At 63.5% G+C, this 12,922-nt stretch carries 10 protein-coding genes; all 10 read right to left on the reverse strand.

Annotated elements, in window-relative coordinates; genetic code table 11:
- Positions 1-9 precede the first annotated feature (9 nt).
- Positions 10-930, reverse strand: coding sequence for an ornithine carbamoyltransferase (gene argF / locus ACE3TY_RS12100; RefSeq protein WP_374653295.1), 921 nt, complete (start codon positions 928-930; stop codon positions 10-12).
- 18 nt (positions 931-948) lie between these two features.
- Positions 949-2,142, reverse strand: a complete 1,194-nt coding sequence (locus tag ACE3TY_RS12105; RefSeq protein WP_374653296.1) for an aspartate aminotransferase family protein — start codon at positions 2,140-2,142, stop codon at positions 949-951.
- A 100-nt stretch (positions 2,143-2,242) separates the two neighbouring features.
- Positions 2,243-2,710: a GNAT family N-acetyltransferase gene (locus tag ACE3TY_RS12110; protein ID WP_374653297.1), complete on the reverse strand. Its 468-nt coding sequence runs from the start codon at positions 2,708-2,710 to the stop codon at positions 2,243-2,245.
- A gap of 223 nt (positions 2,711-2,933) precedes the next feature.
- Positions 2,934-3,740: an ABC transporter permease gene (locus ACE3TY_RS12115; protein ID WP_374653298.1), complete on the reverse strand. Its 807-nt coding sequence runs from the start codon at positions 3,738-3,740 to the stop codon at positions 2,934-2,936.
- A complete protein-coding gene (locus ACE3TY_RS12120) occupies positions 3,737-4,552 on the reverse strand; it encodes an ABC transporter permease (protein ID WP_374653299.1) in 816 nt (271 codons plus the stop codon). The genes ACE3TY_RS12115 and ACE3TY_RS12120 overlap by 4 nt, the downstream gene beginning before the upstream one ends.
- A gap of 107 nt (positions 4,553-4,659) precedes the next feature.
- Positions 4,660-5,457 (reverse strand): hypothetical protein, encoded by a 798-nt coding sequence (locus ACE3TY_RS12125; protein WP_374653300.1) that lies wholly within the window; start codon positions 5,455-5,457, stop codon positions 4,660-4,662.
- Between the two features lie 255 nt (positions 5,458-5,712).
- On the reverse strand, positions 5,713-7,500 hold the full coding sequence (locus tag ACE3TY_RS12130; RefSeq protein ID WP_374653301.1) for an acyl-CoA dehydrogenase C-terminal domain-containing protein: 1,788 nt from the start codon (positions 7,498-7,500) through the stop codon (positions 5,713-5,715).
- A gap of 171 nt (positions 7,501-7,671) precedes the next feature.
- Complete coding sequence (locus tag ACE3TY_RS12135; protein WP_374653302.1) at positions 7,672-9,999, reverse strand: 3-hydroxyacyl-CoA dehydrogenase NAD-binding domain-containing protein; 2,328 nt, start codon at positions 9,997-9,999, stop codon at positions 7,672-7,674.
- Positions 9,999-11,135, reverse strand: a complete 1,137-nt coding sequence (locus tag ACE3TY_RS12140; protein ID WP_374653303.1) for an acetyl-CoA C-acyltransferase — start codon at positions 11,133-11,135, stop codon at positions 9,999-10,001. The genes ACE3TY_RS12135 and ACE3TY_RS12140 overlap by 1 nt, the downstream gene beginning before the upstream one ends.
- Positions 11,135-12,862, reverse strand: coding sequence for a long-chain fatty acid--CoA ligase (locus tag ACE3TY_RS12145; RefSeq protein ID WP_374653304.1), 1,728 nt, complete (start codon positions 12,860-12,862; stop codon positions 11,135-11,137). The genes ACE3TY_RS12140 and ACE3TY_RS12145 overlap by 1 nt, the downstream gene beginning before the upstream one ends.
- Positions 12,863-12,922 lie beyond the last annotated feature (60 nt).

The following is a 12,922-nucleotide window of genomic DNA, read 5'->3' on the forward strand; positions in this document are numbered from 1 at the left end:
CCCTTCATATTAGAGCAGGCCGAGGCACCAATAAAGAATCCCCTGCTGGGCATGGAGGCGATTCTCCGCCTCGTCCCACACCACCGATTGCGGCCCGTCGATGACCGCCGCGGTCATCTCGTCGCCGCGATGGGCCGGCAGGCAGTGCATGAAGATGGCGTCGGGCTTGGCCTGTTTCATCAGCGCCTCGTCGACCTGAAAGCGTCGCAGCTGTTCGGTCCGGTCGAAGGCATCGGCGTCGCCCATGGAGACCCAGGTATCCGTGACGACGCAATCGGCGCCCTTCACGGCTTCCTTCGGATTGTCGGAGATCTTCACCTTGCCGCCTTGTTCATGTGCCCAGTTGATGACGTCGCGCGGTGGGGCAAGGTTGGCGGGGCAGGCGATATTGAGCTCGAAATCGAAACGCACGGCGGCATGGATCCAGCTGGTGGCCATGTTGTTGCCGTCGCCCGACCAGGTCACGCGCTTGCCCTGGATGGGGCCGCGATGCTCCTCGAAGGTCATGATATCGGCCATCAGCTGGCAGGGGTGCGTGCGGTCGGTCAAGCCGTTGATGACCGGCACGGTGGCGTATTCCGCCAGCTCCATCAGTTTCTGTTCCTTGGTGGTCCTCACCATGATGCAATCGACATAGCGGGAGAGAACGCGCGCCGTATCGGCCACGGTTTCGCCCCGGCCCAATTGCGAGCTTTCACGTTCCAGCACGACCACTTCGCCGCCCAGCGACTTCATCCCGATTTCGAACGAGACGCGGGTGCGGGTCGAGGGCTTCTCGAAGATCATGGCGAGTTTCTTGCCGGCGAAGGGCTTCTCATTGCCGTTCGGGAAGTTCTTGGCCTTCAAGGATTTCGATACGTCGACGATGCGCCGCAGATCGGCGGCGGACATGACGTCGAGGTCGAGGAAATGCTTGGGTGTCTTGGTCATGATCTGGGCGGTCCCCGTTCAAGAAGCTTTGGCCTGGGCCGCGATGGCGGCCAGCATGTCGATGGCGGAATCCACTTCCGCGGCGGTGACGATGAGTGGCGGCAACAGGCGGATGGTATTGTCGCCGGCACCGACGGTCAGCAGACCGACGCCGCGCAATTTCTCGACCATTTCCGTGTTGACCAGGCCGCTCGCGCATTTGAGGCCGCGCATCAATCCCTTGCCGCGCTTGGCGTCGAATGTGCCGGGAAACCGTCGCAGCAGTTCGTCGATGCGGGTATCGAGATGGGCGCTGACCTTACCGACATGGTCCAGCAGCCCGCCGTCGAGGACGATGTCGAGCACGGCATTGCCGACCGCCATGGCCAGCGGATTGCCGCCGAAGGTGGTGCCGTGACTGCCATGGCCGAACGCGGCGCCGACCTTGTCGGTGGCAAGGCAGGCGCCGAGCGGGAAGCCACCGCCGATCCCCTTGGCGATGGCGGCGATATCCGGCGTGACACCGGCCCATTCATGGGCCAGGAACTTGCCCGTGCGCCCGACACCCGACTGCACTTCGTCGAACATCAGCAGCAGGCCGAATTCGTCGCAGACCTTGCGCAGGCCCTGCAGGAATTCGATGTCGGCGGCGCGCATGCCGCCTTCGCCCTGCACTGGCTCGATAAGGATCGCCGCCGTTTCCGGGCCGACCTTGGCGCGCACCTCATTGAGGTTGTTGAAGGCGCAATGGTCGAAGCCGTCGACGGTCGGTGCATAGCCCTTGAGGTACTTCTCGTTGCCCGCGGCGGCCAATGTCGAGAGGGTGCGGCCGTGGAAGGCGCCCTCGAAGCCGATGACGCGGTAGCGCTTCGGATCGCCGAAATCGTCATGGTACTTGCGGATGAGCTTCAAGCCGCATTCGATCGCCTCGACACCGGAATTGGTGAAGAAGACCTGGTCGGCGAAGGTGGCGGCGGTGAGCCGCTCGGCAAGGCGGATCTGCCCCGGCACCTGATAGAGGTTCGACGTGTGCCACAGCTTCCGCGCTTGCTCGGTCAGTGCCGTCACCAGATGCGGGTGCGAATGGCCCAGGGCCGTCACCGCGATGCCGCTGGCGAAATCCAGGAAACGTCGCCCGTCCGCGGTGAAGAGATAGGCCCCTTCGCCCCGCTCGAAAGCGAGATCGGAACGGGCGTAGGTCTGCATCAGGCTGGACGGTTTCTGGGCGTTCATTTGTGCCTCTGGCGGGTCGAAAAAGGGCCTGAAAGGGCCCGGAAAACGGCGACTATCGGGAGGGGAGCCTCCGCTGTCAACCGCGGGCGGAAAATTGCGCTCACCGGGCCAGCTTCTTGCTCATGTAGATGGTCGTTCCGTTCATAAATTCTTCTTCCCGATCCACGGCATAGCCGAGTTTAAGGTAGAGCGAGACGTTGGCCGCGAAGGCACCGTTCGTCAGCAGGCGAAGCTCGCGGCAGCCGGCGGCGGCGGACTTGCGCTCGGCATGTACCAGGAGCAGCCGGCCGATCCCCCGTCCCTGGGCTTCCGGGATGACGGCGACATTCTCGATCCAGAGATGGTCTTCACGCGGCATGGTTTCGATCAGGCCGACGACCCGGCCGTTTTCGGTGGCGACATCGAATTGATGTTCCAGCAGGGCCAGCCGGTAGTCGGCCTGCATGGGCAGCGGCTTGCGGCCGATTACCGGGACCCATTTGGCGTAGGCGGCATTGACGATGGCGGCGATGGCCGAGGCCTCCTCCGGCACTGCCGGCCGCAGCTCGATGGATGTGTCGCTGTTCATTCGATTGGCTCCGGATAAAACACAAAAAACCCCGCCGACCTCGATGGTGGGCAGGGGACGCTTTGACGAACGAAGCTGGGATCTATCTCCCGCCGGGTCTTTCCGTTCGCGCCAAAAACTCGCCGCTCCGCACCAGGGTGCAGAGTCGACGTCGGCTGGCGGCGGCTGAAAGCGGCGTGAACATGGCCGGGATACTAATAAAGGCCGCCGGCCGTGGTCAAGGCTAGGGTTTCAGGCGGTAGCCGCGCCGGAACCAGGCGAGGGCGAGGGCGAACAGGCTGGCATTGACCGTCAGCAGAACAAGGGCGCCGGTCCAGGGGTCGGCGGAACCGGTGCCGGTCATGGCGAAACGGAATCCGTCGATGACGTAGAAGACCGGGTTGAGGCGCACGAGATGCTGCGCCGTCTCGGGCAGGCTGTCGATCCGGTAGAAGAGACCGGACAGGAAGGACAGCGGCAGCAGCAGAAAGGTATGGACGGCAGCGAAGCTATCCCATTTTTCCGCCCAGATGCCGACCAGGATGCCGATGAGTGCATGCAGCATCGTGCCCATCAGGGCGAAGAAGAGCAGCGCACCGGCATGAAAGAGCGTCAGCTCGGCAAAGATCAGGGTGACGATCGCCACCGCGACCCCCACCATCAGCCCGGCAAGGCACGAACCGCCGAGATAGCCGCAGACCCGCTCGACCGCCGACAGCGGCGCCATGAGCAAATCGGCCATGACGCGCTCATGCTTGTCGAAGATGAAGGAGCCGCAGGCGCATTCGAACGCCTTCTCGCAGGCGACGAAGACGATGAGGCCGGGGGCGATGAAGTTGAGGAGATCAGCATTGCTGCCATCGGTGCCGGTCGTGCGCAGGGCGAGATGAAAGACGGCGAGATAGAGCAGGCTGGAAACGACGGGGCCGAGGATCTGGTAATTGTAATCCTTGAGGCCACGGCTCGCTTCGCGCCGCGTCAGGGTGAAGAGGCCCAGCCAGTTGACGGCCCCGAAACGGCGTCGGCGGAAGATGTCCGGGGCAACGCTCATGCCTTCAACCGGCGGCCGAATTGGAAGCTGAGATAGTTGGCAACCAGCAGGGCGGCATTGACGCCGACCAGGGCGATGGCACCCAGCCACAGCGCTCCGTCCGCATGGCCGATGAGGCCGTAGCGGAAGCCGTCGATCATGTAGAAGAACGGATTGAGATGGGCAAGCAGCCGCCCGAAATCCGGCAGGCGCTCGGTCGAATAGAAGGTGCCGGACAGAAAGGCCAGCGGCGTGATGATGAAATTCGTGACCGCCGCCATATGGTCGAACTTTTCGGCATAGATGCCGGCAACGATGCCAAGCTGCGCCAGCATCAGGCTCGCCATCGCGGCATAGAACAGCATGGCCCAGAGATGGGCGAGATGCAGCGGCACGAAGATGGCGATGGCCGCCGCGGTGGTGGCGCCCACGACGAGGCCGCGCGTGAGGCCGCCCAGCGCCAGGGCCAGGGTGATCTCGAGCGCCGAGAGCGGGGGCATCAGCAGATCGACGATATTGCCCTGGATCTTCGCTATCATCAGCGAGGAGGAGGTGTTGGCGAAGGCGTTCTGCGTCATCGCCATCATGATGAGGCCGGGGGCCAGAAATTCCATGTAGGGAACGCCGCCCACCAGATCGACCGAATGCCCCATCGCCAGGACGAAGACGGCCAGGAACAGCAAGGTCGTCACCATCGGCGCCAGCACGGTCTGGGTCGCCACGGTGAGGAAGCGCCGCACTTCCTTGCGGTAAAGGGTATAGAGGCCGATCCAGTTGACGGCGCCGTAGCGGCGGGGACTGAGGGATTGGGCAGCGAGCGGCGCGGGCATCATGATGGGGCGAAATTACGACCCGGCCAACAGCATTGCAATGGGGCAGGTCTCGCCTGGCGGAACGGAATGCCCACCTTCCCCTGAAGGGGAGAAGGGAAGGGGCATCGTTACTCGATATCGTCGAGCTTGGACTGCAGGCTGTCCCTGGCGCTGGTCATGGTAAAGACCAGGTCGTAATGGCCGAGTTCCGAAGGATCCCAGGCAGCCACGGTGACATTGCCCCGCTGCCAGGTGGGGACATCCATCTTGAAGGCGATGCCGGGGGCGATCTCGACACGGTCGCGCTTGACCACGGAATCGCCCAGCCGCTCGTTGAGGCCGGCCATCAGCTTGTAGCCGTCCTTGGCGCGGACCGGCGTCAGCCGGGCTGCCACCAAAGTGTATTGCGTGCTGCCGGCGGTGATGTCGTTGCCGCCATAGAGCGCGTCCGAAAAGCCGGTATCGTCGTAGCTGGCCGGCGTGACGGCCGCTTCCTCGTCGCCGGCGCTACCGCGCGCGGCCACTTCCATGAAGTCGAAGCGCAGACGCGACTTGACGCCGTTGATCTCGAATTCGACCGGGCGCCACCAGGACAGGTTGGCGGGATCTGGCGCCACGACCCGGCAGGTGAGAACGCCCACACTTTCGTAGCGCGCCTCGTCGCGGGCGACATAGCCCACCATGCGGTTCTTCAAATCCGGATCGTCGCCGCATTTGACCGTGGCGTCCTTGGGCAGATCCTTGAAGGGCAGCTTCATGTTCTTGAACTGGGTGAGGCTGATGCCCAGGCGATAGCCGAGCGAGCCTTCGTCCATCCCGGCCGAAGCCGGCTCCGCCGAAAGAAGAACCGCCCCGGCCGCCAGGCCAAACACCACCGTCGCTACGGTGCAGGTTTTCCCTGCCCCCGTCGTCGCAAAGTGCCGCATATGAGCGTCCCGTCCCGTGTGAGCGAAGCGCCTTAAGTCTTCGGAGATTGAGTCATCGCCTCCGACTCGGCGTCGCCAATGCGGTCAGAATGCCTGGAAAATGCGACAGTTCCGTTGTGAGAAGAATCTCCCAGCTGTGAGATGGCTGTGATGAGATTCGCCGATTTACAACCTATGATTCAGATGGCGTGACAAAGACCGCGCAAGACGGGAAGTGTCTTAAAATCGGTTAAGTATTGTGGCGCGCATGTCTCGTCAGAAGGCTTCGGCCGACATCGCCATCAAGGAGTCCGAACCGGCCATCAAGGTCGTGAAGAGCGAATTCGATTCCGGCAGCAGCCGTGCGAAATAGAAACGCGCCGTCATCACTTTCGCCGCGTAGAAGCCGTCGCTGTCCTCGCCCGACTTGGCAAGCGCGATCTCGACCATGCGGCACCACATATAGCCAAGGGCCACCAAGGCGAAGAGGCGCTGGTAATCGGTGGCGGCGGCACCGGCTTCATTGGGGTTGGCAAGGCCAGCTTGCGCGATCCAGGCCGTCGCTTGCTGCAGCTTGGCGAAGGCCTTGGCCAGCGGCAGAACGAATTCCGCCATCTCGGGCTTCTCGCTTGCCTGCTCGATATAGTCGCTCACCGGATGGAAGAAGCGCCGCGCCAGGCGCCCGGTGCCGGTCGGCAGCTTGCGCCCGACCAGGTCCAGCGCCTGAATGCCGTTGGTGCCTTCATAGATCTGCGTGATGCGTGCATCACGGACCAGCTGCTCCATGCCCCATTCGCGGATATAGCCGTGGCCGCCATAGATCTGCACGCCCAGATTGGCGGCGTTGAAGCCGTGGTCGGTCAGGAACGCCTTGACGATGGGGGTAAGCAAAGCCACCAGATCGTCGGCCTCCTGGCGCTTTTCGGGGTCCGGGTGATGCAGCGAGACGTCGAGCTCGCGCCCCACCCAATAGGAAAGCGCGCGGCAGCCTTCGGTGAAGGCGCGCATGGTCAGCAGCATGCGGCGCACGTCCGGATGCACGATGATCGGGTCGGCGGGCTTCTCCGGGGATTTGGCGCCGGTGAGGGCCCGCATCTGCAAGCGGTCGCGGGCATAGGTTACAGCGCCCTGATAGGCGGCCTCGGCGATGCCCAACCCTTGCATGCCGACCGCGAGGCGTGCCGTGTTCATCATGGTGAACATGGCCGACATGCCCTTGTGCGGCCGGCCGACCAGCCAGGCTTGCGCGCCGTCGAAATTCATGACGCAGGTGGATGACGCCTTGATGCCCATCTTCTTTTCGATCGAGCCGCAGGCGACCGGATTGCGGGCGCCGGGCTTCCCTTCCGCGTCGGGCAGGAATTTCGGGCAGACGAACAGCGAGATGCCACGGATGCCGGCGGGTGCATCGGGCAGGCGCGCCAGCACCAGATGGACGATGTTCTCGGTCAGATCATGTTCGCCCGCCGAGATGAATATCTTGGTGCCGTAAAGCTTGTAGGAACCGTCGGCATTGGCTTCCGCCCGCGTCTTGCAGAGGCCCAGATCCGTGCCGCAATGGGGTTCAGTGAGGCACATCGTACCCGTCCAGGTGCCGTCGACCAGTTTAGGGAGATAGAGCGCCTTCTGCGCGTCGGAGCCATGGGCGTGGATGGCGTTGTAATTGCCGTTGGAAAGCCCCGGATACATGCCGAAGGAAAGATTGGCCGAGCAGATCATCTCCTCGACAGCGAAATTGACCAGCTTGGGCAAGCCCTGCCCGCCATAATCCGGATCGCAGGGTAGACCCGTCCAGCCGGCCTCGATGAATTTGGCGTAGGCCTCCTTGAAGCCCTTGGGCGTGGTGACGGTGCCCTTGTCGAAATGACAGCCTTCCTCGTCGCCAGAATGGTTCAAGGGCTGCAGCTCGTTCTCGCAGAACTTCGCCGCTTCCTCGAGAATGGTGGCGACAAGGTCGGGCGTCGCTTCCACGAAATCCGGAATCTGCTGCGGCAGGTTTTCCAGTTGCAGCACTTCGGTCAGCACGAACTGAATATCGCGCAAGGGGGCTTTATAGGCGGGCATGTTTTCGATCCTCTTCTGCGACAGCCCCCTCTCCCCGACCCTCCCCGACGTTGGGGGGAGGGAGTCCGACCGAGCTCGCGGTGGCGTTCGCGTTCAAGCTGGCTCGAATTTCCTCCCCCCAACGTCGGGGAGGGTTAGGGAGAGGGGGTGTATGCCACAAATCCATCCTCATCAATTCCGCAGCGGCTTGCCGGTGCCCAGCATGTGTTCCATGCGCGCCAAGGTCGGGCCGGTGCGGAGCAGGGTCATGAAGGCTTTCTTCTCCAGCTTCGATATCTGGTCTTCGGCGATCACATCCGTGAAATCCGTCTTGCCGCCGGTCAGCACCTCGGCCAGCGCGTCGGAGACGGTCACGTCATGCGGCAATGCCTTGCCCTGGAGCGCGAAACCCTCGACCGCCAATTGCAGCGCCGTGCGGCCGGTCGGGCCGGGCAGACGCAGTTCGGCGGGTTGCGGCGGCTGGTAGCCGGCGGCCAGCATCGCCAGGGCCTTGGCCTTGGCATCGTGGAGCAGGCGGTCGCGGTTCATGCTGATGCCGTCGCCGGCGCGCAGGAATTTCAGCTCCTTCGCCTCGGCCGCGGATTTCGCCACCTTGGCGAGCGAGATCGCCTCGAAGGCTTGAGCCACCGGCGGCATCGGGCCCTTGGGGTCCTTGGGGCCGGGCTGGTAGCGGAGCAGCATCTCCTTGCAGCCGCCCCAGCCGGGAATGAGGCCGACGCCCACCTCGACCAGGCCCATATAGGTCTCGGCATGGGCCTGGATCGCGGCGCAATGGAGGAGCACCTCGCAGCCGCCGCCCAGCGCCATGCCGCTTGGGGCACCCACCACGGGGAAGGGAGCGAACTTCACCGCCTTGTAGGCCGACTGGCCGGTGCCGATCATGTCGTCGATCATCGGCCACATGGCGATGTTGGCGGCGAAAAGGGCGAGGCCGATATTGGCGCCGACGGAGAAATTCTCGGCTTCGTTATGGATGACTAGCGCCTTCATCTTCTTGGCCACATGGTCGACCGACTGCTTGACCAGGGCCAGGCTGTCGGGGTCGAGCGCATTCATCTTGCTGTGAAATTCGAGGCAGGCGACACCGTCGCCAATGTCCCACAGCGAGGCCGAGCCGTTCTTGAGGATCGGCTTGGCGCCCAGCTTGATGTCGGAGAGCAGCAATACGCCCTCGGGGCGGGCGAGCTTGGTGTAGCTGCCGCTCGGCATCAGATGTTCGATCTGGCCGCCCGCCACGCGGTAGAAGCCGCCGGCCTTCGCCGCCGTGGCAAGGAAGGGCGGCACCGGCATGTTTTCGGCCGCCAGCTTCTCCGCGAACCAGGCGGCACCCATCTGGTCGATCATCTCAAAAGGCCCGCGCTTCCAATTGTAGCCGGTCTTCATGCCTTGATCGATGGCGACCACATCGTCGGCGATCTCCGGCACCAGCGACGCCGCGTAGGAGAGCAGGGCGGAGAGTACGCGCCAGGCATATTGCCCACCTTTGTCCTTATGTTCGACCAGCACCTTCAAGCCGCCCTTGGCGGCGTCGGCGGAGTCGAGGCGCGCGCGATCGCTCGGCGCATACGCACCGGTCTTGAGGTTGATGGATTCCTTGACCTTCCCGCCGCCTTCGGTGTTGAGACGATAGAAGCCACCCTTGCCCTTGCGGCCCGTATAGCCGTCGGCAATCATCTTTTCGAGGAGCGGCCAGGGGCGGCGCAGCTTCATATAGGCATCGTCGGATGCAAGCAGGCTCGCCATGCTTTTGTCGACATGGGGCATCAGATCGAGGCCGACCAGATCGAGCAGGCCAAAGAGACCCGTCTTGGGCGCGCCGATGGGGCGGCCCATGATGGCATCCGCCTCCTCGATCGTGAGGTCGAGGTCGAGCGCCGCAGTCACCGCCGCCTGCATCCAGAAGACACCGATGCGGTTGCCGACGAAACCCGGCGTGTCCTTGGCCTGGACGATGGTCTTGCCCAGCATCCGGTCGCCGAAATCGCCGATGTCCTTGAGCGCCTCGGGCCGCGTCTTCGGCCCGCCGACGATCTCAAGCAGGCGCATATAGCGCGGCGGGTTGAAGAAATGGGTGATGCAGAAGTCGGACTGCACGCTCTCCGGCATGCCCTCGACCAGGGTCTTCAAGGGAATGGTCGAGGTGTTGGAGGACAGGATCGAGCCTTTCTTCCGCTTGCCCTCAAGCTTGTGATAGAGGCTCTGCTTCAGGTCGAGGCGTTCGATGATCGCCTCGACCACCCAATCGACATCGGCCAATGACCCGAGATCGTCCTCGATATTGCCGGGGGTGATGAGCCTTGCCGCCGCCTTCGACATCAGGGGCGCCGGATCGGCCTTCAGCAGTTTCTCGATGGCGCCCTTGGCGATGGCGGAACGGTCCGCTCCCTCCTTGGGCACGATATCAAGCAGCAGCACGGGCACGCCCGCATTGGCGATCTGGGCGGCGATGCCCGCCCCCATCACGCCGGCGCCGATGACGCAGGCTTTTTGGATGGGCATCAGACGGCCTCCAGGATGGTGGCGATGCCCTGGCCGCCGCCGATGCATTGCGTGGCGAGAGCGAATTTCTTGCCCTCGCGCTTCAGCAGCGAGGCGGCCTTGCCCGTGATGCGGGCACCGGTGGCGCCCAGCGGATGGCCGAGCGCGATGGCGCCGCCGTCGAGATTGACCTTCTTCATATCGATCTTGAGATCGCGGATGCAGGCCAGCGACTGCGAGGCGAACGCCTCGTTGAGTTCGATGATGTCGATATCGTCGATGGTGAGCCCGGCGCGTTTCAGCGCCTTCTGCGTCGCCGCGACCGGGCCGATGCCCATGATTTCCGGCGCGCAGCCGGCGACCGACACGGCGCGGATCTTGGCGAGGATGGGAAGCCCGTGCGCCTTGGCATAATCCATCGAGGTGACGAGGCAGGCGGCGGCCCCGTCGGTCAGCGGCGAGGAGGTGCCGGCCGTGACCGAACCGTTGGCGTCGAAGGCGGGCTTCAACCCGGCCAATGCTTCCGCCGTGGTGCCGTCGCGGATGGTGCCGTCTTCGGCGACCATCTCCTTGCCGGCCTGGATCGGCACGATCTCGTCCTTCAGCCTGCCGGCGGCGCGGGCGGCACTGGCCTTCACCTGGCTTTCGACGGCAAAGGCTTCCTGTTCGGCGCGGCTGATCTTGTACTTGTTGGCGACATTCTCCGCCGTGGTGCCCATCGAGATATAGGCGGCCGGCAGGCGCTCGTTGAGCGCCGGGTTCGGCATCGGGTTGAAGCCCAGCATGGGGACGCGCGTCATGCTCTCGATGCCGGCACAGAGGAACGCCTCGCCCGCGCCAAGTGCGATGGCGCCGGCCGCCATATGGATGCCCTGCATGGAGGAGCCGCAGAACCGGTTGACCGTGGCGCCGGCGACCGATTGCGGCAGGTCGGCGATCATGCCGATCAGGCGCGCCACGTTGAAGCCCTGCTCGCCCTCGGGGAACGCGCAGCCCACCAACAGGTCCTCGACATCCTTGGTGTCGATCCCGGTCCTGGCGATAAGGCTTTTCACCACGGCGGCGGCGAGATCGTCGGGGCGTACTTTGACCAGCGCGCCCTTATTGGCGAAATGGAAGGGCGAACGCTGATAGCCCACGATGACGGCGTCTTTCATCACAGTTTCTCCTTATTGGCGGCGCGGGCTTTTTCCTCGTCCACCAGATTCTTCTTCAATATCTTGCCGATGATGCTCTTCGGGAGATCGGCGCGGAAATCGTAGAAACGCGGCTTCTCGATCTTGGAGAGGCGGCTTTCCAGGAACGTATCCATGGCTTCCTGGTTGCAGCTCATCCCATCCTTCAGGACGATGAAGGCCTTGATATTCTGACCGCGATAGGGGTCGTCGATGCCGATCACGGCGCATTCCTTGACCGCGGGGTGCTGGTAGATCGCTTCTTCGATCACACGCGGATAGACCTTGAAGCCGGAGGCGTTGATCATCTCCTTCAGGCGGTCGGTGATGAAGACGAAGCCCTCTTCGTCGATATGGCCGACATCGCCGGTGTGCAGGCAGCCGTTCCTGATGACCTCGTCCGTCGCATTCTGCCGCTTCCAGTAACCCAGCATCACCTGGGGTCCGCGAAAGCAGATCTCGCCTTTTTCACCCGTTCTCATGCGCGTCTCGCCGTCATCGAGGGACACGATCTCGCAGGAGGTGAAGGGGAAGGGCAGGCCGATCGAGCCGGCCTTGCCGCCATCATTCACGGGATTGCAGCAGCAGACCGGTGACGCCTCGGAAAGGCCATAGCCTTCAATGAGGCGGCAGCCGCTTTCCTCCTCGAACTTCTTCCTGACCTCGGCCGGCAAGGGTGCGCCGCCGGAAATGGCAAAGACCAGGGAGGTGAGGTCGAAATCCTTGAACTGCGGAAAATTGAGCAGAGCATTGAACAGGGTCGGCACGCCGACCAATGCGGTCGGGCGCTTGGCATGGATGAGGCGCAACAGGCGCAGCGTGTCGAATTTCGGCTCCAGGATCATGCAGCCGCCGACCGACAGCGTCCAGTTCATGACGCAGGTCATGGCGAAGGCGTGGAACAGCGGCAGCACGCCGATCGTCTTCGATGTCGGCTTGTCGACCGTATAGAACCAGCGCTTCGACTGGATGGCGTTCACATAGACATTGGCGTGGGATAGCATGGCGCCTTTGGGAACGCCCGTCGTGCCGCCGGTATATTGCAGCAATGCCACCGTGACGGCCGGATCGATCTCGACAGGCTGATAGGCGCCGTCATTATGCACCAGATCCTTATAGGCGATGTGCCGGCTGTCGATCCTCATGCGCGCATGGGACGAACGCATGACGAAGGGATAGACCAGGTTCTTCGGGAACGGCAGCTGGTGCGCCATCGGGCAGACGATGACCGATTTCACCCGCGACTTGGCCAGCACTGCGTCGAGCTTGGGCAGCAATTGGGCGACATCGAGCGTCACCATGAAATCGACTTCGGCATCGGCGATCTGCCGCTCGATTTCGGGCTCGGCGTAAAGCGGGTTGAAGTTGACGAGGGTCGCGCCCGCCTTCAACGCACCGTGATAGAAGATGACGAAGTAAGGGCAATTGGGCAGGAACAAGCCCAGCCGCATGCCGGGCTTTAGGCCGATCTGCTGCAGCCCCTTGGCCACCCGGTCGCTCTCGCGCTTCACCTCGGCATAGGTGTAGCGCTTGTCGAGGAAGTCGATGCAGTCATTGTGGGGATGGTGGCCCGCACTGTCGTCGAGCAGCCGGTAGACCGGCTTTGCATCGATGGGGGTCGCGCCGTCCACCTCAAGCGGATAGCTCGCCAGCCAAGGCATCGCCCTCTCCTCGCCCGTGCCGGTTCCCTGCAACGACGTGGCGTTCATGACCCTCCTACCGACCGCGGCGCCGCCTCGTTTCCCCTGACCGGCGCCGGATCAAGCCCA

Source organism: Dongia sp., assembly GCF_041918875.1.
Lineage (GTDB): Bacteria > Pseudomonadota > Alphaproteobacteria > Dongiales > Dongiaceae > Dongia.

Coding starts and splice junctions, on each gene's coding strand:
- ACE3TY_RS12145 (WP_374653304.1), bottom strand. CDS start 12,862: ATGAACGCCACGTCGTTGCAGGGAACCGGCACGGGCGAGGAGAGGGCG.
- ACE3TY_RS12125 (WP_374653300.1), bottom strand. CDS start 5,457: ATGCGGCACTTTGCGACGACGGGGGCAGGGAAAACCTGCACCGTAGCG.
- ACE3TY_RS12120 (WP_374653299.1), bottom strand. CDS start 4,552: ATGATGCCCGCGCCGCTCGCTGCCCAATCCCTCAGTCCCCGCCGCTAC.
- ACE3TY_RS12105 (WP_374653296.1), bottom strand. CDS start 2,142: ATGAACGCCCAGAAACCGTCCAGCCTGATGCAGACCTACGCCCGTTCC.
- ACE3TY_RS12130 (WP_374653301.1), bottom strand. CDS start 7,500: ATGCCCGCCTATAAAGCCCCCTTGCGCGATATTCAGTTCGTGCTGACC.
- ACE3TY_RS12140 (WP_374653303.1), bottom strand. CDS start 11,135: ATGAAAGACGCCGTCATCGTGGGCTATCAGCGTTCGCCCTTCCATTTC.
- ACE3TY_RS12110 (WP_374653297.1), bottom strand. CDS start 2,710: ATGAACAGCGACACATCCATCGAGCTGCGGCCGGCAGTGCCGGAGGAG.
- argF (WP_374653295.1), bottom strand. CDS start 930: ATGACCAAGACACCCAAGCATTTCCTCGACCTCGACGTCATGTCCGCC.
- ACE3TY_RS12135 (WP_374653302.1), bottom strand. CDS start 9,999: ATGCCCATCCAAAAAGCCTGCGTCATCGGCGCCGGCGTGATGGGGGCG.
- ACE3TY_RS12115 (WP_374653298.1), bottom strand. CDS start 3,740: ATGAGCGTTGCCCCGGACATCTTCCGCCGACGCCGTTTCGGGGCCGTC.